Origin of the sequence: Mesoflavibacter sp., from assembly GCF_964226795.1 — a bacterium.
Taxonomy (GTDB): domain Bacteria; phylum Bacteroidota; class Bacteroidia; order Flavobacteriales; family Flavobacteriaceae; genus Mesoflavibacter; species Mesoflavibacter zeaxanthinifaciens.
In genome coordinates, this window is record NZ_CAXQQP010000007.1 from 254,901 (window position 1) to 280,223 (window position 25,323).

19 protein-coding genes are annotated in these 25,323 nt (G+C 31.3%); 4 read left to right on the forward strand and 15 right to left on the reverse strand.

Going from position 1 to position 25,323, the window contains the following annotated elements:
• Positions 1–47: 47 nt before the first annotated feature.
• From ACEQT4_RS06395 to rpsO, 7 genes are all read right to left on the reverse strand, one after another.
• Positions 48–911 carry an RNA polymerase sigma factor RpoD/SigA gene (locus ACEQT4_RS06395; protein ID WP_013869172.1) on the reverse strand — a complete coding sequence of 288 codons (864 nt, stop codon included), beginning with the start codon at positions 909–911 and terminating at the stop codon, positions 48–50.
• A gap of 100 nt (positions 912–1,011) precedes the next feature.
• A complete protein-coding gene (locus tag ACEQT4_RS06400) occupies positions 1,012–2,214 on the reverse strand; it encodes a glutamate-5-semialdehyde dehydrogenase (protein WP_370226606.1) in 1,203 nt (400 codons plus the stop codon).
• A gap of 12 nt (positions 2,215–2,226) precedes the next feature.
• The gene (gene proB, locus ACEQT4_RS06405; RefSeq protein WP_223077450.1) at positions 2,227–3,003 is read right to left on the reverse strand and encodes a glutamate 5-kinase; all 777 of its coding nucleotides are present in this window, start codon (positions 3,001–3,003) and stop codon (positions 2,227–2,229) included.
• A gap of 1 nt (position 3,004) precedes the next feature.
• Positions 3,005–3,838, reverse strand: coding sequence for a pyrroline-5-carboxylate reductase (gene proC / locus ACEQT4_RS06410; protein ID WP_255593140.1), 834 nt, complete (start codon positions 3,836–3,838; stop codon positions 3,005–3,007).
• Between the two features lie 234 nt (positions 3,839–4,072).
• Positions 4,073–5,482 carry a glycosyltransferase family 2 protein gene (locus ACEQT4_RS06415; protein WP_372521212.1) on the reverse strand — a complete coding sequence of 470 codons (1,410 nt, stop codon included), beginning with the start codon at positions 5,480–5,482 and terminating at the stop codon, positions 4,073–4,075.
• Between the two features lie 112 nt (positions 5,483–5,594).
• Positions 5,595–7,820, reverse strand: a complete 2,226-nt coding sequence (locus ACEQT4_RS06420; protein ID WP_370226608.1) for a polyribonucleotide nucleotidyltransferase — start codon at positions 7,818–7,820, stop codon at positions 5,595–5,597.
• A 157-nt stretch (positions 7,821–7,977) separates the two neighbouring features.
• Complete coding sequence (gene rpsO, locus ACEQT4_RS06425; RefSeq protein WP_027881040.1) at positions 7,978–8,247, reverse strand: 30S ribosomal protein S15; 270 nt, start codon at positions 8,245–8,247, stop codon at positions 7,978–7,980.
• Between the two features lie 203 nt (positions 8,248–8,450).
• Here rpsO and ACEQT4_RS06430 point away from each other — a divergent pair, with 203 nt between their 5' ends.
• Positions 8,451–9,548, forward strand: a complete 1,098-nt coding sequence (locus tag ACEQT4_RS06430; protein ID WP_370226610.1) for a PAS domain S-box protein — start codon at positions 8,451–8,453, stop codon at positions 9,546–9,548.
• Between the two features lie 58 nt (positions 9,549–9,606).
• Here the strand turns inward: ACEQT4_RS06430 and accD are convergent, their stop codons facing one another.
• The 3 genes from accD to ACEQT4_RS06445 form a co-directional block, all read right to left on the reverse strand.
• A complete protein-coding gene (gene accD, locus ACEQT4_RS06435; protein ID WP_027881042.1) occupies positions 9,607–10,464 on the reverse strand; it encodes an acetyl-CoA carboxylase, carboxyltransferase subunit beta in 858 nt (285 codons plus the stop codon).
• A gap of 229 nt (positions 10,465–10,693) precedes the next feature.
• On the reverse strand, positions 10,694–11,761 hold the full coding sequence (gene fbaA / locus ACEQT4_RS06440; protein ID WP_027881043.1) for a class II fructose-bisphosphate aldolase: 1,068 nt from the start codon (positions 11,759–11,761) through the stop codon (positions 10,694–10,696).
• A 111-nt stretch (positions 11,762–11,872) separates the two neighbouring features.
• Positions 11,873–14,404 (reverse strand): BamA/TamA family outer membrane protein, encoded by a 2,532-nt coding sequence (locus ACEQT4_RS06445; protein WP_370226612.1) that lies wholly within the window; start codon positions 14,402–14,404, stop codon positions 11,873–11,875.
• A gap of 149 nt (positions 14,405–14,553) precedes the next feature.
• On the opposite strand from ACEQT4_RS06445, the gene ACEQT4_RS06450 reads away from it, so the two are divergent.
• Positions 14,554–15,270, forward strand: coding sequence for a TrmH family RNA methyltransferase (locus tag ACEQT4_RS06450; RefSeq protein WP_370226613.1), 717 nt, complete (start codon positions 14,554–14,556; stop codon positions 15,268–15,270).
• Positions 15,271–15,274: 4 nt separating this feature from the next.
• On the opposite strand, the gene ACEQT4_RS06455 is transcribed toward ACEQT4_RS06450, so the two are convergent.
• Both ACEQT4_RS06455 and ubiE read right to left on the reverse strand, forming a co-directional pair.
• Positions 15,275–15,994, reverse strand: a complete 720-nt coding sequence (locus ACEQT4_RS06455) for a porin family protein (protein WP_027881046.1) — start codon at positions 15,992–15,994, stop codon at positions 15,275–15,277.
• A gap of 5 nt (positions 15,995–15,999) precedes the next feature.
• Positions 16,000–16,728 carry a bifunctional demethylmenaquinone methyltransferase/2-methoxy-6-polyprenyl-1,4-benzoquinol methylase UbiE gene (gene ubiE, locus ACEQT4_RS06460; protein ID WP_370226615.1) on the reverse strand — a complete coding sequence of 243 codons (729 nt, stop codon included), beginning with the start codon at positions 16,726–16,728 and terminating at the stop codon, positions 16,000–16,002.
• A gap of 118 nt (positions 16,729–16,846) precedes the next feature.
• Between ubiE and trkA the strand changes: the two genes are divergently transcribed.
• Both trkA and ACEQT4_RS06470 read left to right on the forward strand, forming a co-directional pair.
• Positions 16,847–18,196 (forward strand): Trk system potassium transporter TrkA, encoded by a 1,350-nt coding sequence (gene trkA, locus ACEQT4_RS06465; RefSeq protein ID WP_027881048.1) that lies wholly within the window; start codon positions 16,847–16,849, stop codon positions 18,194–18,196.
• A 4-nt stretch (positions 18,197–18,200) separates the two neighbouring features.
• The gene (locus ACEQT4_RS06470) at positions 18,201–19,706 is read left to right on the forward strand and encodes a TrkH family potassium uptake protein (protein ID WP_370226616.1); all 1,506 of its coding nucleotides are present in this window, start codon (positions 18,201–18,203) and stop codon (positions 19,704–19,706) included.
• Here ACEQT4_RS06470 and ACEQT4_RS06475 read toward each other — a convergent pair whose 3' ends face one another.
• The 3 genes from ACEQT4_RS06475 to ACEQT4_RS06485 all read right to left on the reverse strand — a co-directional run bounded on the left by ACEQT4_RS06475 (position 19,707) and on the right by ACEQT4_RS06485 (position 25,195).
• Complete coding sequence (locus ACEQT4_RS06475; RefSeq protein WP_370226617.1) at positions 19,707–22,418, reverse strand: T9SS type B sorting domain-containing protein; 2,712 nt, start codon at positions 22,416–22,418, stop codon at positions 19,707–19,709.
• A 481-nt stretch (positions 22,419–22,899) separates the two neighbouring features.
• Positions 22,900–24,090: a pyridoxal phosphate-dependent aminotransferase gene (locus ACEQT4_RS06480; protein ID WP_370226619.1), complete on the reverse strand. Its 1,191-nt coding sequence runs from the start codon at positions 24,088–24,090 to the stop codon at positions 22,900–22,902.
• 1 nt (position 24,091) lies between these two features.
• Positions 24,092–25,195 (reverse strand): acyl-CoA desaturase, encoded by a 1,104-nt coding sequence (locus ACEQT4_RS06485; RefSeq protein ID WP_027881053.1) that lies wholly within the window; start codon positions 25,193–25,195, stop codon positions 24,092–24,094.
• Positions 25,196–25,323 lie beyond the last annotated feature (128 nt).

Here is a 25,323-nt window from a genome sequence, read left to right on the forward strand (position 1 = left end):
AACGAACAGTTATGATTAACTGTTTGTTAGGGTAAAAAACGTACTTATTATCCTAAGTAAGTTTTTAATATTTTACTTCTAGACGTATGTTTTAATCTACGTATAGCTTTTTCTTTAATTTGTCTTACACGTTCTCTGGTAAGGTCAAAAGTTTCTCCAATTTCTTCTAATGTCATTGGATGTTGGTTACCTAAACCAAAGTAAAGTCTTATTACATCTGCTTCACGAGGTGTTAACGTTTCTAAAGCGCGTTCAATTTCTGTACGTAAAGATTCGTGTAATAATTCTCTATCTGGGTTTGGTGATTCGCCAGAGTTTAATACATCATATAAGTTAGAATCTTCACCTTCTACTAAAGGTGCATCCATACTTACGTGACGACCAGAGTTTTTCATAGACTCTTTAACATCGTTAATAGTCATGTCTAACTCTTTTGCAATTTCTTCTGCACTTGGTGGACGCTCGTGTGCTTGCTCTAAAAATGCAAAGGTTTTATTAATCTTGTTAATAGAACCAATTTTGTTTAAAGGTAAACGTACGATTCTAGATTGCTCTGCTAACGCTTGTAAAATAGATTGTCTAATCCACCATACAGCATAAGATATAAATTTAAAACCACGAGTTTCGTCAAAACGTTGTGCAGCTTTGATAAGACCTAAGTTCCCTTCGTTAATTAAATCTGGTAATGTTAAACCTTGGTTTTGATATTGTTTAGCAACCGATACAACAAAACGTAAGTTAGCTTTAGTTAATTTTTCTAATGCTACTTGGTCTCCTGCTTTAATACGTTGTGCTAACTCTACCTCTTCATCTGCAGTAATAAGGTCTACCTTACCAATTTCTTGAAGATACTTGTCTAAAGAAGCAGTTTCTCTGTTAGTAACCTGCTTCGTAATTTTAAGTTGTCTCATCTAAAAATAGAGTGATTTATTTAATGTGAATAATTTGCTATCAATAGTTATACGTAAGACAATTACTTTTTGTTACAAAAAAGTTTAATTTTTTTAAAAATTAACTTGTTCTTATGTGTCCGTCACCAAAGACGTAGTATTTATTTGTAACTAATTGCTTTAATCCTAATGGACCACGATGGTGTAACTTATCCGTACTAATGGCAAGCTCTGCACCAACACCCATTTGTCCACCATCTGTAAATCGTGTAGAGGCATTATGGTATACAGCTGCACTATCTACTTGCTGCATAAATTTTTTAGCTAATTCTTTATCTTCTGTTATTATTGCTGCCGAGTGACCTCCAGAATATTTATTTATCATGTCGATAGCGTTATCTTCATTATTAACTTCGGCTAGCATAATTTTCATAGCTAAAAACTCTTCGTACCAAATGTTGTTATCTTTCACTTGGGTTTCATTTGGAAGAATTTCACTTACATTTTCATCTACTAAAATATCGACACCAAGTTTGTGTAACATGGTTTCTAATTCTTGTATTTTCTTTTCGTATTCAGGGATATTCTTATCGATTAATACTTTATCAAGTGCGTTACATCCTGAAATTTTATCTGTTTTAGCATTAACGATTACTTTTACGGCTTTTAACCAATCTGCGTCTTCTGCAACGTATAAAAAGTTGTTACCTCTTCCGCTAATTAATACGGCGCAAGTAGCATTGTCTTTAACAAATTTAATTAAGCGTTCTCCACCACGCGGTACGATTAAATCTATTTTTTCTGGTGGGTTTTTTAAGAAATCTTGAGTTTCTTCTCTTTTTAAATGTAATAATTTAATCCAGTCTTTTGTTAATCCATTCTCTTCTAAAGCTTGATGCCAGCATTTTTCTAAAATAATATTACTATTTACAGCTTCTTTACCACCTTTTAATAAGATTTTATTATTGGCTTTAAAGGCTAAAACAGCAGCTTCTATAGTTACATCTGGTCTAGACTCATAAATGATAAGAATAGTGCCAAATGGCGCTGTTTTATTGGTGACTTTAAGTCCGCTATCTAAAGTTAAATCAGAAATAGTCTGTCCAACAGGATCCTCTTGATCTCTAACTTCTTGTATGGCTTTTATCATACCGTCAACCTTTGCGTTATCAACAACTAAACGGTCGTATAATGCTTGGTCTTCTTTATCAAAAGCGTCTAAATCTTTTTTATTTTCGGCTATAATTTGATGTCGTTCTTTATCAATAATAGTTATCATTGAATCTAGAACTTTATTTTTTATGTTTTTATCTAATAATTTCATTTTCAATTTTTTTTAGTGAATAAATTTTGTTCCTATTTCTTTATCGTCTACAATGTCTACAATTACATTTTCTCTTTTACCATTGGCGATATAAGTCGGAATGTCTTTTTTGGCAGTTCCCTTGGCTATTTTTAATTTTGAAGCCATACCACCACGTCCTTCGCCTTCCTTTTTACCAGAAGCTTTGACGTATTTTTCTACATTTTGATCAACGGTGACTTCTGTAATTTTTTCTGAATCTTCATCATCTGGATGACCGGTATATAATCCGTCTGTATCAGATAAAATTATTAACCTGTCTGCATCTATTAATTCTGCAACTAAACTAGCTAACTCATCATTATCAGAGAACATAGACATACTTAAAGAAACGGCGTCATCCTCATTAGCAATAGGAGTTACACCTTCTGCCAATAAACCTTGATAACAGTTTATCATGTTCTCACGGTGTTTGCCAGCATCAAAATCTCTTTTGGTTGCTAAAACTTGGGCGCATCGCATCCCATAATCATGAAAAATACTATAGTAATGACGCATTAAACGAGGTTGTCCTACAGAAGAATAAATTTGACGTCTTATAGCTTTATCTGTTGCTTTGATTTCGCCTAAGACTTCTTTTCCTGCAATTGCAGAACCAGATGACACTAATACAACGTCTATATCTCTTTCATTTAAAACAGAAATTTGTCGTACTAATTCTCTTAAAACCGGTCCTAAAATTCGGTTATCTTTATTTGTAAGAACGTTGGTTCCTACTTTTACTACAATTTTTTTAATATCGTCGTCCATTTTATTTGTCTTTACCTAATTCTACAGCTCTATCAAATGCAGCATATGCAGCATCTTGTATTAACTGTTTTACATTATTATCCTCCATACTATCTATTGCAGCTTGAGTTGTACCTCCTTTAGAAGCAACTCTGTTTATCCAAGATTTTGGAGATAAATCTGACTGATTAAAAAGTTCTATTGCACCTTCAAAAGTATTGCTTACTAAAATCTTAGAATCGTAATCTGAGAAGCCCATTTTTAATGCAGCTTCTAACATAGATTGCATAAAATAGAATACGTATGCTGGTCCACTACCAGAAATTCCTGTAGAGGCATCGATAAATTTTTCTGTATTAACATGAATAGAAGTACCTGTAGTATCTAAAAGGTTTCTAACCATGATTAACTCTATTTTACTAACAGCGTCAGATTCTGTGTAAGACGTTACACCTTTTCCAACTTTTGCAGGAAGGTTAGGCATTGCTCTTACAACTTTAATAGCGCCTAATTGTTCTTTAATTGTATCTATTGTTACACCAGCCATTAATGACACAATAATTTGTTGGTTGTTAATTTTTGGCTTCATTTCTTTAAATAAATCCTCGCTATGATATGGCTTTACAGCTACAAAAACGATATCTGCTTTTGGTAAACAATCGTCTAAATTATCATAAACATCAAAATGAGGTTCTTTACTTAAAGTTTCGATCTTTTTTGGATCAGTATCAAATATTTTAAGATTATGCTTACCTAAAAGTGGTGAGCTAGCCATACCTTCAGAGTATGTTAATCCCATATTTCCTGCTCCAATAACTAATACTTTCATGTTTTTTAAAGTGTTGGTTTTAAATATTATACACTTATTATTGCACAAGGACTGTACGGAACACCCGAAAAAAAGAATTAATTTTAAAAATTGTTATATGTGAAAATTATTTAAGTAAAGTTTGAAGGTTTCTCAATTATTGAGTAAAATCCTTAGTGTATTTTGAAAAATTAATAAAACTGAAAACTGACATAGTGTCGCAAAAATGAGGTTTTGTCAGTCTAAATTATAGTCTGTGCCAATTAATTATTTTAATATTAACTAGCGTGTTAACCAACCAGGTTTTCTAGCTGTTGCTATTGCATAAGGAGTTATCCAGAACAATGCAAATGTGTACACAATGCTATATGTAAATGCCCAAAACCCTTGTAGTGATTTGTATCTAGTAAAAAAGAACAGTAATGAGAATGATGAAATTATTAAAATACTAAATAGAGTAGTACCTAAAAATAATAAAGGATGAATCATTACAAAAAATAGCATGAATAAGACAAATGGATAACTTAGAAGTAAATTAGAAAATTGACTGATAAATAATAGTCTTGCTCCTAGTTTATTGTTTTTTCTAAAATTAGTAAATACGTATTTAGACATCTCTAAGTTTTCTCTTACATTACTTCTAGACCATCGTATAAACATTTTATATAGTCCAGGATATTCTTCTGGAACATTAGTGTAGGCAATAGCGTTACGTTGAAATAGAACATTTTTTCCTTGTTTTAATATCATATTTGTTAAAGCTCTATCTTCACCAATGTCAGATGGTTTTCCCATAAATTTTTGATTAATCCAATTATCTAAACAGGCTAATACTGCATCTTTTTTATATGCTGCTAGCGCACCAGGTGTACATAATACGGTGTTTAAGTTGCTTTCTGCAGATCTTACAAACTCAAAACTCATTACAAAACTAACATCTAGCATTTTAGGGATAATTCGTTTTTTATTGTTTAGTACTCTAATATTTCCTGCTACAGCAGCACAATTTTCATCTTTAGAAAATGGACTAACAAGGTTGCGCAATGTATCTTTAGTTACAATAGAGTCGCTATCAATTGTCACAAAAACGTCTCCTTTACCTAAATTAAAACCACGATATAGAGCATGCCTTTTTCCTTGGTTTTTTGGTTGCTTGAAAATTTCTAATTCATCTTTAAGCTCTTCTTTAGCTTTCTTAATCCATGACCAAGTATTGTCTAAGCTACCATCATCTATAGCTATTAATTGTAGTTTGTTTTTTGGATAATCACTTTTTGAAATGCTTATTAATGTATCATACACTTGTTTACCTTCGTTATATGCAGGAATGATTACTGTGCATGTTGGTAAACTTTGATCTTTAACAGATGCTATAGGTTTATATTTAAAATAGTTATATGTGGTATATATGAAAAAAAACGCTTTGTATATAAATAATGAAGTAGCAATGATGAGAAAGCTTAGACCCAATAAAGATTCTTTTCTATTATTATTGAATGTCTCTAAGTCTGAATAAAAAATAGAAAGTAAATACAGTCCAAAAGCAATAAATATAAACGAACTTATTAATATCGCTCTATTCTGAGTGATTTCAGTTTTGGTTTTTGGGATTAATAAAAGTTTTTTAATTGATTTAAAAAGTTTGTTTTGGTTAAGTGTTGAGTTGTGCATAAATAAATGATTGTTTATCATATTTACGCCTTAATCTAAAGTGCAGACTTTGGTAAATTAATTTTTAAGAAAACTTTATAAAAAAACCTCGTAAAGAATTACGAGGTTTAATTTTTCAGTTTTTAAAAAAGAATTAGTCTTTTTTGTCATTTCTAGGTTTTCTGTCGTCACGTTTGTTGTTGCGTTCACGATTTCCACCTTTATTGTTATCGCGCTTAGGTCTGTCTTGCCATCCTTCTGGTTTAGGTAAAATAGCTTTACGAGATACTTTTTCTTTTCTTGTTCTTGGATCAATACCAAAGTATTTTACATCAAAAACGTCTCCCATGTTTACAACATCAGATACATTTTCTGTACGTTCCCAAGCTAATTCACTAACGTGTAATAACACTTCGTTTCCTGGTGCTTCTGTATACTCTACAACAGCTCCAAAATCTAACATTTTAATCACTTTTACTTCGTAGATGCTACCAACTTCTGGTTTAAATAACATGGCATCAATACGAGCCAAAACAGCATCTATACCTTCAGAGCCAACTCCTAAGATTTCAACAATACCTTCTTCAGTAACAGGATCTTCATTGATAACAATAGTAGTTTCTGTTTCTTTCTGTAGTTCTTGAATATTCTTTCCGCCAGGACCAATAAGAGCTCCAATAAATTCATTAGGAATACGTCTTGTTACCATTTTTGGAGCATGATCTTTAACATCTGTATTAGGTTCTGCAATAGTATCTGTTAATTTGCTTAAGATGTGTAAACGACCATCACGAGCTTGTTTTAGTGCATTTACTAAAATCTCATATGATAATCCTTTAACCTTTATATCCATTTGGCAAGCAGTAATACCATCTGCGGTACCAGTTACTTTAAAGTCCATATCTCCTAAGTGATCTTCATCACCTAAAATATCAGATAATACAGCGTATTTACCAGATTCTGTATCAGTAATTAATCCCATTGCAATACCAGAAACAGGCTTCTTTAATTTAACACCAGCATCCATAAGTGCCATAGTACCAGCACAAACTGTTGCCATAGAAGAAGAACCGTTAGATTCTAACACTTCTGATACTACACGTACTGTATATGGACAATCTTCTGGTACCATACCTTTTAAAGCACGTTGCGCTAAGTTACCATGTCCAACTTCACGTCTAGAAGTACCTCTAATAGGTCTTGCTTCACCTGTTGAAAATGGAGGGAAGTTATAGTGTAAATAGAAACGCTCTTCACCTTCAAAAGATGGCATGTCTATTTGGTTAGCTTCTCTACTTGTACCTAAAGTAACGGTTGCTAATGCTTGCGTTTCTCCACGAGTAAAGATAGAAGAACCATGTGTTGATGGTAAGTAATCTACCTCACACCAAATTGGTCTAATCTCTGTTGTTTTACGACCATCTAAACGTAATCCTTCGTTTAATGTTAAGTCACGTACAGCAGCTTTTTCAGCTTTGCTGTAATATTTTGAAATTAAATCGCCAAAATCTTCAACTTCTTTTTCAGAGAATGAAGCGATTATTTCTTCTTTAATTTCTGCAAATGCAGCACCACGTTCGTGCTTAGAAGATCCTGCTTTTGCTACAGCATATACTTTATCGTATGCCATATCGTGGATCTTTTTAGCTAAATCTTCGTCTGCTCTTTCTGGTTCGTATTCTCTGGTTTCTTTTTTACCAAATGCTTCAGCTAATTTTGTTTGAGCTTCACACTGTATTTTAATAGCTTCGTGAGCAGCTTTGATAGCTTCTGTCATTTCTTCTTCAGAAATCTCATCCATTTCACCTTCTACCATCATTACAGAATCAGCAGATGCACCAATCATCATGTCGATATCAGATTCTGCTAATTGTGCTAATGTTGGATTGATGATGAATTCTCCATTAATACGTCCTACTCTTACTTCTGAGATTGGAGTTTCAAAAGGAATGTCTGATAATTGTATAGCGGCAGATGCAGCTAAACCAGCCATAGCGTCTGGCATAACTTCTGGGTCATGAGACATTAATTGAATCATTACCTGAGTTTCGCTGTGGTAATCTTTTGGGAATAATGGACGTAAAACACGGTCTACAAGACGCATAGTTAATACTTCTCCGTCGCTTGGTCTTGCTTCTCTTTTAAAGAAACCACCAGGGTAACGACCAGCAGCAGCAAATTTTTCTCTATAATCTACTGTTAACGGTAAGAAGTCTACGTCTGCAGCTTTATAGTTGGAAACAACTGTACATAATAACATACATTTTCCTGATTGCACAACAACAGAACCATGAGCCTGTTTTGCAAGTTTTCCGGTTTCGATAGATATTTCTCTACCGTCCCCAAGGTCAATGACCTCTTTGTAAGTTTTTGGAATCATAAATTTTTTAATTCTAATTAAACAATGGTCGTTGTGTTGTTGTGTAGTTGTTGTGTGACCAATGAAAAACTATAATTAGCTTCTTCAATTCCGATAGTTATACTCGTTCGAAAGCGAGTTATATAATGAAAAAAAGAGGCGCGAAGCCTCTTTTTAATTATTTTCTTAATCCTAATTCTTTCACTATTGCACGATATCTCATGATATCTTTTTTAGTTAAATAGTCTAAAAGCGCACGACGCTTACCTACCATTTTTACAAGAGAACGCTCTGAGTTAAAATCTTTACGATTCTTTTTTAAGTGTTCTGTTAAGTGGTTAATTCTGTAAGTGAATAATGCAATCTGTCCTTCTGCAGAACCAGTATCGTTTGCTCCTTTACCGTGTTTTGCGAAGATTTCTTCTTTTTTTTCTTTTGATAAATACATGCTAATATTATTGTAAATGATTGTTATGTACACGAAAGGTTATCTTTCGAGCGGCAAATATAAGTATTTTTATTAAAACTCTATGTTTAAATGTATAAAACATCTAATTAGATATTTTTTTAATTTTTTTTGAGTTTATAACGAGTTTTTTTGATACTTACCTCTTAATGATGTAATTTTATATCGCTATAAATCAATATATTATGAACTTCGAAATCGAAAAGGTCAAAAACGATCTTTTTGAAAATATCTTTAACCAAGCTAAAGAAGGGATTGCTATTGTTAGTTTAAAGGGAGAATGGGTAAAAGTTAATGCTAGTGTGCTAAATACTTTAGGTTATACTAAAGAAGAGCTTTATAGTATGACTTTTAAAGAGATTACCCATAAAGATGATCTTGATATAGATTTATCTAAGATGAAATCTTTGCTATCAGGGACTATACCTAGCTATTCTATGAAAAAAAGATATTTTCATAAAGATGGTCGTGTAATTTGGGCTAGGCTAAGTGTGTCTTTAGTTAAAGACAATTTAGATAAACCTCAATATTTTATTTCTCAAATATCAGATATAAGTCAAATGATAAAAAATGAGAATAAATTAAAATCAATGCTAGATATCGTAAAGATTCAAAATGAGCGTTTATCTGATTTTACAGAGATTATTACCCACAATTTAAAAACTCATGTATTTAATTTATCTACGCTTGTAGATTTTATTGAAGAGGATATTCCTGAAATAAAGCCTAGAGAAGATTTTAAAATGCTAAAAGACTCGGTCACTAATTTAAATGATACCGTACTTCATTTAACAGAAATATCTAAAATAAAAACAATTAAAGAAAATAAGTTAGATAATCTTAATTTATGCGAATACGTTAGCAAAACTATTTACAACGTAAGTGCTTTAGCTAAAAATATAGATTGTAAAATAGTAAACAAAGTTGAAGCTAATTGTGAAATAAAAGCTATACCAGCATATTTAGATAGTGTTATTCTTAATTTTTTGACAAATGCTATTAAGTATAGATCTAATGAAAGACCATTAGAAGTGACTATTGAAAATGAAATAAAAGGACAATTTAATATTTTAAAAATTAAAGATAATGGCTTAGGTATAGACTTGGATAAGTTTGGAGATAGTTTATTTAAACTTTATAAAACGTTTCATTATAACAAGGATGCAACAGGTGTTGGTTTATTTATAACAAAGAATCACGTAGAGTCTATGGGAGGAAAAATTGAAGTTGAAAGCCAGGTAGATAAAGGAACTACTTTTAAAATTTTCTTTAGAAAAGGATGAAATTAAATATATGATTTATAAAAAAAAGACCTTTGTAAAAAGGTCTTTTTTTTATATTTTAAGCTCTTAACGGCTGATTAGTTATTAAGTCTATGTACTTATTAACTTTGTTTTTTAAATCTTTACGATGTGTAATAAAATCTAAGAAACCATGCTCTAATAAAAACTCTGAGGTTTGGAAGCCTTCTGGTAACTCTTGTCCTGTAGTATCACGTACAACACGTGGTCCAGCAAATCCTATTAAAGCACCTGGTTCTGCAATGTTTATATCTCCTAACATCGCAAAAGAAGCAGTAGTACCTCCAGTTGTTGGATCTGTACATAAAGAGATGTAAGGTAAACCAGCATCTGCAAGTTGTCCTAATTTAGCAGATGTTTTTGCTAATTGCATTAATGATAAAGCAGCTTCCATCATACGTGCACCACCAGATTTGGATATAATCATAAATGGAAGTTTTTTCTTTAATGCATAATCTGCAGCACGAGCAATTTTTTCTCCAACAACACTACCCATTGATCCACCTATAAAAGCAAAATCCATACAAGCAATTACTAAATCTTTTCCTTTAGATTTACCAACAGCGCAACGTACAGCGTCTTTTAAATTTGTTTTCTTTTCAGCAGCTTTTAAACGGTCTGGATACTTTTTTGTGTCTTCAAATTTTAAAGGGTCTTTAGATGTTAGGTTAGCATCTAGCTCTTTAAACTTGTTATCATCAAATAAAATTTCAAAATATTCTTTACTTCCTATTCTTACGTGGTATCCATCTTCTGGGCTTACATAGAAATTTTTCTCTAATTCTTTAGAGTCTACTATTTTACCAGTTGGAGACTTATACCATAAGCCTTTAGGAGTATCTTTTTTTTGTTCTGTAGAGGTTTGTATACCTTTTTCTTTTCTTTTAAACCAAGCCATATTGATTTACGATTTTTATTTACGGTTTTAAAATTATGCTTGAAAAACCGGTTTTGCTATTAGTTAGTTTTTAAGTAATCAAGCGTACAAAATTACAGTATTTATTATTTAATCTCAAAAAATTGAAATGTTTAACTGTTAATTTTAGACTTGTAAACATATAAAAAATCCTGCTTAACTAAATGGTTATAGTATATAAGCAGGATTTATTTGTTTTAAAATTTAACGTTTAAAGTGTATTTACGTTATTTAAATCTTCAAATGCTTGTTTAAGACGACTTACAAATGTTTGTTCTCCTTTACGTAGCCAAACACGTGGATCATAGTGTTTTTTGTTAGGAGAATCTGGTCCATCAGGACTACCAATCTGAGATTTTAAATAATCTGCTTTTTCTCCCATATAATCTCTAACACCAGACATAAATGCATATTGCATATCTGTGTCTATATTCATTTTTATAACACCGTAACCTATAGCTTCTCTAATTTCTTCTAAAGTAGAACCTGATCCACCATGAAATACGAAGTCAATATGGTTGTGTGGTACATTATATTTTTCTGAAATATATTCTTGAGAATTTTTAAGAATTTTTGGAGTTAACTTTACATTTCCTGGTTTATAAACTCCATGTACATTTCCAAATGCAGCAGCAATAGTAAATTGATCACTTACTTTGCTTAACTCTTCATAAGCGTAAGCTACTTCTTCTGGTTGTGTGTATAATTTAGACTCGTCTACATCACTATTGTCTACACCATCTTCTTCACCGCCTGTAATACCAAGTTCTATTTCTAAAGTCATTCCCATCTTGCTCATTCGCTCAAGATAAGTTTTACAGATTTCAATGTTTTCTTCTAAAGGCTCTTCACTTAAATCAATCATATGAGAGCTGTAAAGCGGTTTACCTGTTTCTTTAAAGTGTTGCTCACTAGCGTCTAACAATCCGTCAATCCAAGGTAATAATTTTTTTGCGCAGTGATCTGTATGTAAAATTACAGGAACACCATAAGCGTCTGCCATTTGGTGTACATGTTTTGCACCTGCAATACTACCAGCTATAGCAGCTTTTTGATCTTCGTTACTTAAACCTTTACCGGCGTTAAATTGAGCACCACCATTTGAGAATTGTATAATAACAGGAGCGTTTAATTCTGCTGCAGTTTCTAAAACACCATTAATTGTATTAGATCCAATTACGTTGACAGCAGGTAATGCAAAGCCTTTTTCTTTAGCTAGTTTAAAAATTTCTTGAACTTCTTTTCCGGTTGCAACTCCAGGTTTAATGTTATGAGCCATTTTAATTTAATTTGTTGAATTAGTAATGTTTGTAAAAGTAAGGAAATTAGATGTTATTTTTAAGTTTTTAGGTATAAAACCACGCAAACGTTATCGCAAAATTAAGACTGTTTAGAATGGATAATTTATACCAATATTATAGACTGCGTTAGAGAAGTTATAATCTTTAAACCATCTATTACCTTCTGAATAAGCAGGATTATAGGTTTTAAATCCGATATCGCCACGTAGTACAAAAAAGCCAAAATCGTACCTTAATCCAAAACCAGAACCAACAGCTATGTCTTTTAAAGAGTCAAATCCAGAAAACGTTGCACGGTCATCTTCAATATCATCAAAAACGTTCCAAATGTTTCCTGCATCTACAAATAAAGCGCCGTTTAAATCACCAAATAGGTTAAAACGTTGTTCTGCGCTAAGAGCAATTTTAAAGTTAGCTTCATTAAACTCGTTTGTAGTATTTAAACTTCCTGGTCCTAAGTTATATGCTGTCCAAGCTCTGTTGTCATTAGCGCCACCTGCAAAGAAACTTTTTGAGAAGGGTATGTTGGTCGAATTTCCGTATGGTATTGCAATACCAACAAAACTTCTTACTGCAAAAACATTTTTGTACCCTAGACGCCAATGCTTGATATAATCAAATTCGGTTTTTACGTATTGAGAAAAAGCTACATTAAAAAGCTCATATTTATCATTCTCATTTTTTTCTACACCAATTAAAGAAGATACTGTAGATAAGAAGTTACCTGCTAATTCTAGTTTAAGTCGTAATATAGAAAAATCTTCATCTAAAAGATTATCTCTTCTATCTTTTACGTAATTAAAGTTAGTAGAGAAGATTAAGTTGTCTTCTGTTAATCTTATTTTTCTTTCGGCAATTGCATTAGCTGCTGTTAAATCGTCATTAGATAAGGTGTTGTTATATGTTCCGTTTCTAATTTCATTTAAAAAATTATCTGCTTGTGTGGGTATGCCTAAGGTTTGGTTTGTTGCTATAAAACCACTGTTTTGAGCAATTTCATTTAATGCATCAAAAGAGTTTTGATATACGTTAAAGTAGTTTGCTGTGTTTAGGTTTTTTACAAATTGAATATTAAAAAAATCTAATCTATTTGTAACTTTTTTACTAGGATACCATTGGTAGTTAAATATGCCAGTAAAGGTTTGTCTATCTAAGCCAATATTGGTTTGGCTAGATGCCGAAAGAGAAATTTTTGTACTAGGAAACATAGATTTAGGAATGATCTTTTCGGTATTAATAGGAAAGAAAATCCTTGGAAAACTAAGCTTTAAATTAGCTCCAAGCTCATTAATATCAAAAAATTGATCATTACCATTATTTGCATCTTTTGAAGCACCAATAGAAGCAAATCCAGAAAGCTCTAACGTTTCTGCACCTCTAAACACATTTCTAATTAATAAACTTGGATTAAAAGAAAATCCTACAGTTTGTATGTTGCTTTGAAACGTTTCTGCACTAATACCTAGCTCAAACTTTTTTAATGGTGTTAGATAAATATTTGCGGTTAGCGTAGTGTCTTGATTTTCTAGATATTCAATATTTGGGTATTTAAACGTACGTAGATTGCTTATTAATCTTGATGTTAATGGTCTTGCTTGGTCTTTAAAAATGGTGTTTGGCGAAATAAAAACAGCATTAGTAATAGCTTTAGGTTTGTATCTTAATTTACCAACGCTATATATATTGTAACCGTCATAATTTACAGAGTCTGTTAAAGTTGCATTTCTGTTTTTAAAAGAGCTATTGGTATAGATATTTACATCTTTTATGCTATAAATTTTAAAGGGTTCTCGTCTAGATTCGTCTTCTTCTCTTATCAAGCGGTTATCTATAACTGTTTCTAAAGTCATAGTGCTGTTGCCTCTTAAAGTATCAGATACATAGCGTACGTAATCTTGAGAAAAATGATAAACACCATTGTTGCGCATTAGATTGGTAATACGATCTTCTTCGCTATAAAGATAATTGTCTTTAAACTGTTTGCCTGCTTTTATAAAGCTTTCATTTTTATGTTCTTCATAAATTTTTTTTACTGATGGGGATGCGATTGTTGCATATACTGTATCTAAAATAAAGGGACTTCCTGTTTCTATTTTATAGTCAATCGTTCCTCTTTTATTGTCTTTTCTATTTATTTTATAATCGGTTTTTACATTAAACCAACCGTTAGATTTATAATAGTTTTCGAGATTTTTTGTGGATTTTTTAGTTAACTCTTCATTGATTACTACTGGAGCTTCACCTGTATTTTTAATCCATTTATTAAAATTAGATTTGCTTTCTATAAGTTTATCTAATTGTTTTCTAGAAAGAAGTTTTGACTTACGTTCCATTTTTTCTGGATTGTTGTAATACTTTTCCATTAAAATAGAATCTATATTAGGTCTAGCTATATTATAAATAAATAGGCGTAAAGGCGTTTTTATTAAAGGTATTCGAGTGTTTGGTTTTTGTACAATGGTGTTAGAAATAGTGTCGTTTGCTATTTTTTCTCCATTTATAATTAAATTGTTTTCTGTTAAAAGATGCTGATTTTCGCCAACACGTTTAACCGAATTACAGCTGTTAAATAGCGTAACAATTAATAAAAAAACGATTATTTTTGGTTGAAATGTTTTCAATGATGTTTTAAAAAGCTTAGCAATTTTAATCTAAAGTTGTTTTATTATGTAAAGCAATTTCAAAAATACATTAAATATTGAATAAAGCTTAGGTGTAAATATCTAAACTCCTTTTTTTTCTGTTACTTTATAAAAAATTTAAGATAAAAGTGATTTCTAAAAATCAGATTAAAAATATAACGCGTTTACAGCAAAAAAAATATAGACAGCAAGAAGGTTTATTTATTGCTGAAGGTGTAAAAGTGATTAATGAGTTTTTAAATTCGACATTTAAGTTAGTCGATTTATTTACTACCAAAACTTTTAATGTTGAAAACGAAACACTAATAACCGAAGCAGAACTAAAAAAAATTAGTGCTTTAAAAACACCAAATACTGCTTTGGCGGTTTTTGAAATCCCTAAACTATCCTTAATAGAAAGTAAAGGGTTGATAGTAGCTTTAGATGCTTTAAGAGATCCAGGAAATTTAGGAACTATAATTAGACTTTGCGATTGGTTTGGTGTAAAACAATTATTATGTAGTAAAGAAACTGTAGATTGTTTTAATCCAAAAGTTGTGCAAGCAACCATGGGAAGTTTTACACGTGTTAATGTGTTTTACATAGATTTAAATCATTATTTAGAAGAAACAAAACAGACTGTTTTTGGAGCTTTTATGGATGGTGAAAATGTTTACGCATCTAATTTACCTGCCGACGGTATTTTAGTATTAGGTAATGAAGCCAATGGTATTAGTCAATCTATTGAAAAACACGTAAATCAGCGCATTAGCATACCAAGATTTGGAGATTTGCAAGCAACAGAAAGCTTAAATGTAGCTACAGCAGGAGCTATTTTGTTAAGTGAGTTTAGAAGAAGTAATTAAATTTTTATTGAACTGTAAAATTAATAAAAACTCCGCGAGTTTGCATTTTGTTTATGTTACTTGTCCAAGGACTATTTGGATCTTTATCTCTGATAAGTTCGTCATTTAAAGCAAAGACACCACGTATTGATGGTGTAAACTTAAAACGATCTAAGTAAAAATCTATACCAAACCCAAGCTCATAAAACTGTGCGTTTTTTTTCATTCTAAATTCTCCAGCAGAATTATCGTCAGGATTTTTTTCGTTGCTAGATAAGTTAATAGCTGTAGATATACCAGTTAGGATAAAAGGTTTTATATTATTAATCCTCTTAGTTGAAATTTTTAAAAGTAAAGGGAAATATACATAAGTAGATTTTACTTCTCGTAGTAAATCAGAATCTGACACTTCATCTTCAAAATTATCAAAGTAATTAATAGAGTAGTTTAGGTTACGTTGAGATATTACTAAACCAGGTTCTAAACGTAAGTCAAAATGATCATTAATGCGTAAATTACCAATTAAACCTACATTAAAACCAACACTTCGTTCAGTTTGTATGTCGCCTAAATTGTTGTTATAATCAAATTTAAAGTCTAAATTATTAAATCCTAAATAATAGCCCCAACTTAAAGTAGATTTGTCTACACTTTGTAGGTTTTGTACTTTTTCTTTTGAAAATAATTGGGCATTAGACGTTGTTATGCTTGATACAACAAAAAGTAAAGAAAAAATATATTTCATGTAAATTATTGTTTTGATGCTGTATAGATTGTAGCTACACCAAATGTTTGTGGTTTATCTTCCACATTAATAAACCCAATATTACGTAAAATATTGTTTAAAGCTTCACCATAAGGAAAAACAGAAGCACTTTCGCTTAAATATTTGTAAGCCGTTTTGTCTTTAGAAAATAGTCTGCCAATGCTTGGTAGGATAAATTTAGAATAGGCTTTGTACCCTTGTTTAAAAGGGAATTTAGTAGGCACAGAAGTTTCTAAAATTACAAAAGTACCACCAGGTTTTAATACGCGTAAGATGTCCTTTAAACCATTTTCTAAAGTTTCAAAATTTCTTACCCCAAAAGCAACAGTTATAGCATCAAAAGTGTTGTCTTCAAATGGCATGTTTTCAGAATCGCCAATAATCATTTTAACACGATTGTCTAACTGTTTAGCTTTGACTTTTTCTTTACCTACTTCTAACATTCCTGGACTAATGTCTAATCCAACAATTTCTTCTGCAGAAGTTTCGGCTAAATTTATAGCTAAATCACCTGTACCTGTAGCAATATCTAAAATGGTTTTAGGTTGTTGTTTTTTTACTATTTCAACAACTCTTTTTCGCCATTTAATATCAATTCCAAAAGAAATAACACGGTTTAAACCATCATAATCTTTAGAGATTGTATCAAACATTTTTGTGACTTGTTCTTTCTTGCCTAAGTCACTATCTTTATAAGGATTTACTTTTGTCAAAACTAAAATTTTGGCAAAGATAACGCTTTACATATTCTCTTAAAACTTCAAAAGGATAATTATTTAAGGCTTAAATATTTAAAATATTTATCTTTGTACCCCATATTTTATACAATCTATGAAAATAATTATTGCAGGAGCAGGTGAAGTTGGATTTCATTTAGCAAAATTACTGTCTTACGAGTCTCAAGAAATTACTTTAATTGATACCGATAGAGAAAGCTTAACTTACGCAGATAACCATCTTGATATTAAGGTTATTAAAGGAGATGCAACATCTATTGCCATTTTAAAAGAATCTAGGGTAGAAGCATCAGATTTGTTTATAGGTGTAACCGCTTCAGAAACTACAAATATTACAGCTTGTGTCCTTGCTAAACAATTAGGAACAAAAAGAACAATTGCAAGAATTTCTAATACCGAGTTTATTAAGCATAAAGATGAAGTTGGTTTTACAAGATTTGGAATTGACGAGCTAATTTCTCCAGAAAGTTTAGCAGCATCAGAGATAGAATTACTTTTAAATCAATCGGCGTTTAAAGATAGTTATGAGTTTGAAGACGGTGCATTAACTATGGTGAGTTTAACGTTATCTAGAACAGCTAATTTTGTTGGTAAAACTGTAAAAGAGGCAGGACAATTGTTTTCAGAAATTCATTTTGTACCTATAGCAATACAACGTTTTGGAACACAATACACAATTATTCCTCGTGGTGATACCGAGTTTAGAGAAGGAGATAGCGTAGTGTTTATTACTAGTGAAGGTGGAGATCAAGAATTGTGTAAAATGACAGGTAAAACTAATGCATCAATTAAAGATGTAATGATTCTTGGCGGAAGTAAAATAGGATTTAAAACTAGTAGAGATTTATCTGCAAATGGGTTTAATGTTAAGCTTATAGAAAACAATAAAGATAGTGCTTTTGACCTAGCAGATGAGTTGCCAAAAGTATTAGTGATAAATGGAGACGGACGTAATGTAGAGTTGCTTGAAGAAGAAAATATTAACGATATGGATGCATTTATATCGGTAACTGGTAACTCTGAAACCAATATTATGTCTTGCTTAGTAGCTAAGTCTAAAGGTGTAAGAAAGACAATTGCTTTAGTAGAAAATATGGATTATTTTGAACTATCTCAATCCATAGGAATAGATACACTTATTAACAAAAAACTTCTAGCAGCCAACAACATATTTAGATATATACGTAAAGGAGAAGTAATAGCAATGACAAAACTAAACAACATGAATGCAGAGTTGTTAGAGTTTAAAGTCAAGCCAACATCAAAAATTTGTAATAAATTAATTAAAAATGTAGAGTTTCCTAGATCTGCAATTGTTGGTGGTGTTATTAGAAATGGAGAAGGGTTAATAGCCTTAGGAGGATTTAAAGTAAAAGAAGGAGATTACATTGTTGTTTGTTGTCTGCCAAGATCTATTAAAGAAGTAGAAAAATTATTCTTGTAATTACATGAGAAAGCGACTTCATCTTAACTATAAAATTATATTTTATTTTTTTGGGCTACTATTAGTTTTTAATGGTGGTTTTATGTTATTATCATCTTTGGTAAGTTTGATTTATCAAGATGGAGTAACGTTACAAATTTTTCTTTCAGGAATTGTAACCTTAATTTTTGGTCTCTTTGGAATGTTACATCATCGTAACCATAATAAAGAGATGAATAAACGAGAAGGTTATATTGTAGTAGCTTTTGGTTGGGTTGTAATGTCTCTTTCTGGAGCAATACCCTATGTTGCAACTGGAGCAATACCCAACTTTACTAGCGCTTTTTTTGAAACTATGTCTGGCTTTACTACAACTGGAGCGTCTATTTTAAATGATATAGAAGTCGTGCCAAAAGGTGTTCTGTTTTGGAGAAGCCTAACACATTGGATTGGTGGTATGGGAATTATCGTTTTAGCAGTTGCAATTCTTCCTTTATTAGGAATTGGAGGAATGCAGTTGTTTGCTGCCGAAGCACCAGGACCAAGCGCAGACAAATTACATCCTCGTATTACAGACACAGCTAAAAGATTATGGCTAATTTATTTTGGATATACAGCAGCTGAAACAATTTTGCTTAAAGTTGCAGGAATGAGCTTTTTTGACGCTATTAACCATTCAATGAGTACGCTTTCTACAGGAGGTTTTTCAACTAAAAATGCAAGTGTTGCCTATTGGAATGATAATCCTTTAATTCAATACATCATAATATTATTTATGTTCTTAGCGGGTACTAACTTTGTTTTAAGTTATTATGCGTTTAAAGGAAAAGTGCAAAAGATAATTAAGGATGAGGAGTTTAAGTTGTATTTTAAATTTATAGCAGTTTTTACACTAGTTGCTTCTCTTTTAATTTATTTTAAAGCTGATATTTCATTGTCAAGCATATCTCATCCACAAGTATTAGGAGAAGGAGAAAGTGCTTTTAGACATGCTTTATTTCAGGTGTTAACAGTTGTGACTACTACAGGTTTTATTAGTGCAGATTATTCTTTATGGACACCATTTTTAACAGTTATGTTTTTTGGTTTAATGTTCTTGGGTGGATCTGCAGGTAGTACTTCTGGTGGAGTTAAAGTAGTACGTCATTTAGTAATGATAAAAAACGGTTTCTTAGAATTTAAAAGAACACTGCACCCAAACGCTATTTTGCCTGTTAGATATAACCGTAAATCGGTCTCTGGTATTATTGTATTTAACATCCTTGGGTTTTTTATTCTTTACATGATTTCTTTCATTACAGGTGCATTAGGTTTTTCTATGATGGGATTTGATTTTGAGTCTTCTATAGGTATTGCAGCTTCTAGTTTAGGAAATGTTGGTCCTGCATTAGGTGTTTTTGGACCAGTAAATAATTATGCTGCTTTGCCACCAATTGGACTTTGGTGGTCTAGCTTTTTAATGTTAATAGGTCGTTTAGAATTATTTACTGTACTAATTTTATTTACACCGTTTTTTTGGAGAAATAGGTAGTTACCTTTTCAAGGTAAAATGCCCAGATTTTTCAATTATTTGGTCATTTTTGTCAATTAATGTTGCTTTATACCAATAGTCAGAATTAGGTAATAATGTACCATTATATTTACCATCCCAACCATGTCTAATAGTCTTTAAGCTATAATTATATAATCTTTTACCATATCTGTCATAAATCGTAATCTCTACTTTTTTGTAAAGATTATCATTAATACCATAAACAATCCATTTATCGTTTATTCTGTCATTATTTGGTGTGAAAAATTTTGGGAAAAATATATATGAAAACTGAGTATTAATAGGTCTTTCACAATCATTAATATCTCTTACATAAATATCAATAACACCAGGTGTTATATTTTGAAATACATAATTGTTTCCTTGTCCAACATAAGTTTGGTCGTCTAAAGAAAACTCATATAGACTATTTCCATCAACAGATACGTAAAGTGTTGTGCCATCTACAGATATATTATTAAAACTAACATTAGCAGGCTCTTGTACAGTAAATTCCTTAGAGTAAGAACAGGTTAATCCATTTTCGGTTTTGGTAACTGTAACATTATAATCGCCTGAGGATTGTATTTGAAATAGTCTTTGTGTAGATAATATGTTTCCGCTACTATCAGACCATGTCCATGTGTTATTAGAGCTGTTTCCATCTAATATTGGATTGTCTTGTAAATAGCATAATAGATATGAGTCTTGTATATCTAGGTTTATTGAAGAATTAACTATTAAATCCATAGTAGCTATTCTACCACAACTACCGTTTTCGTCTCTAACTATAATCCAAATAGCTCCACTACTTGATGTGTACTCACTTTCTAACGGATTATTATTTGTTAATGCGTTATTATATGAATCGTAAAAACTAATTTGATCTGTTTCTGAAACGTTTAATAAAGTATTTATTTCATCCATTTTTTCATTAAAATCAAAATAGCCTAAATTATTATTAGTAACATCGTCAGAATCTTCGCAAACTATATAAGGTGAAGTTGTTACAAGTGGTTGAAATTGTGTTTCTATATAAAAACTTTGTATGTTCTCACAGTTTTTATCTGTTGTAATCTTAACAAATATTTCTTGTGGATTAGTTGTGTTTTCAAAAGATTCAGGATTTTCAATTTCATTTGTACCATTTTCAGCATCTTGTATAGATGTGTAAAAATTTAGTTGATAACCATCAGTTATTTCTTCGTTTAATTCATCAATATCAAAACCATAGTGCACTTCGTTTAAATTAAATATAGATGTTTCGTCAAAGTCGTTATCACATTGTAACATCGAGTAAGAATCTTCAAGATTTATAACTGGATAAGCTATAACCTCTTTGTATAAATCAATAACTTTTGATCCAACTGTTATCACTGCTTTAACAATGTAAGTCCCTGCTTCTTGATATTGATGTGATGGGTTTAAACCAGTGCCTGTTGTGCCATCACCAAAATCCCATGTAGCACTTGTAATTGTTGCATAAGCATCTAAAGAAAAGTTAAGAGTGGTATAAAAACAGTCATTTTTTACAATAATTCTATTTCTAAAATATGATGTTACAAAGTTTGGTAATCCTTGCGTTGTTCTTGAGTCTTCAAATATTATTTGAGAAGGATTATATTCTATATTATCAAAATCTTCCGGATTATTTATTACACTTAGATGCTTAAGAGAGTAGGGTTGTCTATCTGCTAAATAATTAGTCATGTAAATTTTAGAGTTACTTGCTAATTGTAGGTTCCCAAAACTTCTTCTGTTGGAAAATTCGATTAAAACTTTATCGTTAAATGGCTGGTTTACGTCAATAAAGTATTTGTGTAAAAAACCATTTCCATTAAAATTACCTGAAAAATATAATATTTTAGAGTCTGCAGAAAACTCAATACCTTCAACATTAACAGGAGTAAAAATATAGCCTGCATTTATAGAGCTTAATTGGTTGATATCATCATTATCCATATTAAAACTATATAGTTTTACGAAAGTAGATGTTCTGATATCTCCCACAGCAATATACTCTCCATTTGGTGAAAATTTAATTGGTCCTAAAGTGTTTTCAAACGGTTCATCTAAAACTATGTAATTGGATAGATAGGCTAAAGAGTCAATAAATGCTCCGTAAGCACCGACAGTAATAACAAAAAAAGCATTATAGTTGTCGTTATTTGGGTTTGTTTTGCCTATTCCAACAGCTTTAACAGAGTTAGTCTCAGGTGAGTAAACAGCAGTGATTCGTTCAGTAGAAGACGTAGTAATTGTAACATTTTTGTCTGTTACAACGCCTAAAGGATTTTGGTTACTAAACACTACTTTAGAAAAAAATATCCCACCGCCACTTGTGCTAATTTTTGTAGTAAGAATAAAGTATATATTGTCATTATTTGGATCTGGAATAATTATACTGGATTGGTTGTTATCTATTTCGGCATTTAGCCCTTCACCATTATCCATTATTTCATGATTCTTATTCCAAACGGTTTGACCATTGGTATAAAACATTAAATTTCCATCTCTATCAGATATACTAGAGCAACCTGCAGGAGTAGACATGCTACTGTCATATTGAATATTTACTTGAGCAAAGTTAAAGTCTAAGCCAGAATATTCCCCAAAATACCAGTTATTAGTCTCGTTTTGAGCATAAAAGGAATAGCTGTAAATGAAAAGTAATACAAATAGGAATTTGTATTTACATTGTAAATATTTCATGAATTTTTTCTTTTTAATAGCAATGAAATACTAAGATAGAAAAAAGAAATTAATTTGATATTGAAAAAAAAGGTTTTGTTTTTATAATTGATTGATATGTAACTTTTTAGGCGAAATAGCTACTTATATATAAAGGGTTTGTTTAATTATAAATGTCAACTATTATGTTTGGTGGTTCATCTTCTTCTGTAATTAAAAACAATAGAAACTTATTAAAAAATAATAAGAGAGAGAAGTTTGTGTATAAAAGAAGTAAGCATAATAAAGTGGAAAAAGAAAAGTTTGATCACTTAATTTTAAACACACAATATTGTCAAAATATTAGAAAAAAAATGAGAAGAGAGCATAGAGTTAGAAGGAAAAAACAAATTGTTTCTCTTTTGTTAATAATGTTTCTTTTAATTTTAATTCTCTATTATTATTCGTAAAAAAAAGCCCTTAAAAAATTAAGGGCTTTATGGTTATATATTATAAAACATTTTTAGCTAACAGCTTCTTTAATTCTCTGTATTGCTTCTTTAATTTGTTCTTGACTTGCAGCATAGCTGATACGGATACAGTCAGGATTACCAAACGCATCACCTGTTACTGTTGCTACTAGAGCTTCTTCTAATAAGAATAAAGAAAAATCCGTAGCGTTATTAATTGTTTTTCCTTTTAACGTTTTTCCGAAAAAATAAGATACATTAGGGAAAACATAAAAAGCGCCTTCTGGTACATTGGTGTTAAAGCCTTCAATGTCACTAAGTAAATCTAAAACTAAGTCGCGACGTACCTTAAACTCGTTTATCATAAATTTGACAGCGCTTGGGTCTGCATTTAATGCAGTAATAACAGCACGTTGAGCAATACAGTTAGCGCCACTAGTAACTTGACCTTGCATTTTATTACATGCACGAGCTATCCAATCTGGAGCGCCAATGTAACCAATACGCCATCCGGTCATAGCAAATGCTTTAGATACGCCGTTTACTGTTATTGTTTTTTCAAACATACCGTCTACACTAGCCATACTTGCATGGGAAGAGTTTGTGTAGTTGATGTGCTCATAAATCTCATCTGAAACTACATAAATATTAGGATGTTTTTTTAAAACTTCAGCTAAACTTTCTAATTCTTCTTTGCTATAGATTGATCCACTTGGGTTACAAGGAGAGCTAAACCAAATCATTTTAGTTTTTGGTGTGATAGCAGCTTCTAATTGAGCTGGAGTCATTTTAAAATCTGTATCAATAGTTGTTGGTACTTCTACTGGTATGCCTCCATTTAGCTTTACAATGTCAGAGTAGCTTACCCAATAAGGACAAGGTAAAATAACTTCGTCACCTTCATTTAACATTACAGCAGCTACATTGGCTAAGCATTGTTTAGCTCCTGTAGAAACAACTATTTGTGGTAATGTGTAAGTAAGATTATTATCACGTTTAAACTTAGTAATTATAGCTTCTTTTAACTCTTGGTAACCGTCTACTGGTGTATAAGAATTATAATTGTCATTAATAGCTTGTATGGCAGCGTCTTTAATAAAATCTGGAGTATTAAAGTCAGGTTCGCCTAAACTAAGTCCAATAATATCTTTGCCTTCTCCTCTTAATTCTCTTGCTTTAGCCGCCATAGCCAAAGTAGCAGAAGTAGACATGTTTAAAATTCGGTTAGAAAGTGGTTGATTCATCTTATGCTTGTATAGTGTTTGGTCTTTGCCCCATTTCTTTTAAAAATTTAAAATGAGCAATAACAGCTTTACGTGTTGTTTTATATTCGTTGTAAGGTAAATTAAACTCTTTAGCGGTGTTTTTTACTATTTCAGAAATTTTACCGTAGTGAACGTGACTAATATTTGGGAATATATGATGTTCAACCTGATGATTTAATCCTCCTGTAAACCAGTTAATAATTTTGCTTTTTGCTCCAAAATTAACTGTAGTTTTTAACTGGTGAATTGCCCAAGTGTTTTTCATTGTGCCATCTTTTTCTGGTAATGGCATTTCAGCCTCATCCATAACGTGCGCTAATTGAAATACAACACTTAAAATCAAACCAGCTGTATAATGCATGATGAAGAAGCCTAAAAGAACCTTCCACCAAGCAAGATCAAAAAATACTAAAGGAATAATAATCCAAATAGCGATATAAACTAATTTTGAAATTACTAGTTTACTCCAATTCCAAACAGGATTAGGGAATTTTCCATAGGCTAATTTACGTTTCATGTAACGTTTCATTTGTTGCCAATCTGTAGTAATTGCCCAATTAATGGTTAATAAACCATATAGTAAGATAGAGTAGTAGTGTTGAAATTTATGGTGTTTTCTCCATTCTGTATGTTCAGAAAAACGTAAAATACGACCTGCTTCTAAGTCTTCATCATGTCCATGAATATTTGTGTAAGTATGATGTAAAACGTTGTGTTGTACTTGCCAGTTGTAAACATTACCGGCTAAAATGTAAATGCTGCTTCCCATTAAACGGTTAACCCATTCTTTATTAGAAAAAGAACCATGGTTACCATCGTGCATCACATTCATACCAACTCCAGCCATACCAATACCCATAACAATAGTTAAAAGTAATTGAGCCCAACCAGGAATGTTTAAGGTCATAATTAAAAAATATGGAGCTAAAAACATAGTAAACATAACTATGGTTTTAAGCCAAATACGCCAGTCTCCTGTACGTTTAATGTTGTTTTCTTTAAAATACTTGTTTACTCTTTTGTTAAGTGTTCTAAAAAAGTTTGCAGAATCTGTTCTTGAAAAAGAAAGTGTTTGCTTTGTCATTGCTATTAATTATTTATTTTATAACGTGTAAGAGCCAAATTTTATTGGCTGTAAAGATATGTAAATATGTAAAAGCAAGCGCAATGTTTTAGTGTTAAATGTCTATTTTTGCCTAAATTTTATACAAC

Excerpts from the sequence above, each read along its gene's own strand:
- ACEQT4_RS06395 (WP_013869172.1), bottom strand. The coding sequence starts at position 911 with ATGAGACAACTTAAAATTACGAAGCAGGTTACTAACAGAGAAACTGCT.
- ACEQT4_RS06420 (WP_370226608.1), bottom strand. The coding sequence starts at position 7,820 with ATGATTCCAAAAACTTACAAAGAGGTCATTGACCTTGGGGACGGTAGA.
- ACEQT4_RS06470 (WP_370226616.1), top strand. The coding sequence starts at position 18,201 with ATGAGAAAGCGACTTCATCTTAACTATAAAATTATATTTTATTTTTTT.
- rpsO (WP_027881040.1), bottom strand. The coding sequence starts at position 8,247 with ATGTATTTATCAAAAGAAAAAAAAGAAGAAATCTTCGCAAAACACGGT.
- ACEQT4_RS06430 (WP_370226610.1), top strand. The coding sequence starts at position 8,451 with ATGAACTTCGAAATCGAAAAGGTCAAAAACGATCTTTTTGAAAATATC.
- ACEQT4_RS06455 (WP_027881046.1), bottom strand. The coding sequence starts at position 15,994 with ATGAAATATATTTTTTCTTTACTTTTTGTTGTATCAAGCATAACAACG.
- ACEQT4_RS06485 (WP_027881053.1), bottom strand. The coding sequence starts at position 25,195 with ATGACAAAGCAAACACTTTCTTTTTCAAGAACAGATTCTGCAAACTTT.
- trkA (WP_027881048.1), top strand. The coding sequence starts at position 16,847 with ATGAAAATAATTATTGCAGGAGCAGGTGAAGTTGGATTTCATTTAGCA.
- ACEQT4_RS06400 (WP_370226606.1), bottom strand. The coding sequence starts at position 2,214 with ATGAAATTATTAGATAAAAACATAAAAAATAAAGTTCTAGATTCAATG.
- ACEQT4_RS06480 (WP_370226619.1), bottom strand. The coding sequence starts at position 24,090 with ATGAATCAACCACTTTCTAACCGAATTTTAAACATGTCTACTTCTGCT.
- ACEQT4_RS06475 (WP_370226617.1), bottom strand. The coding sequence starts at position 22,418 with ATGAAATATTTACAATGTAAATACAAATTCCTATTTGTATTACTTTTC.
- ACEQT4_RS06415 (WP_372521212.1), bottom strand. The coding sequence starts at position 5,482 with ATGATAAACAATCATTTATTTATGCACAACTCAACACTTAACCAAAAC.
- proB (WP_223077450.1), bottom strand. The coding sequence starts at position 3,003 with ATGGACGACGATATTAAAAAAATTGTAGTAAAAGTAGGAACCAACGTT.
- accD (WP_027881042.1), bottom strand. The coding sequence starts at position 10,464 with ATGGCTTGGTTTAAAAGAAAAGAAAAAGGTATACAAACCTCTACAGAA.
- fbaA (WP_027881043.1), bottom strand. The coding sequence starts at position 11,761 with ATGGCTCATAACATTAAACCTGGAGTTGCAACCGGAAAAGAAGTTCAA.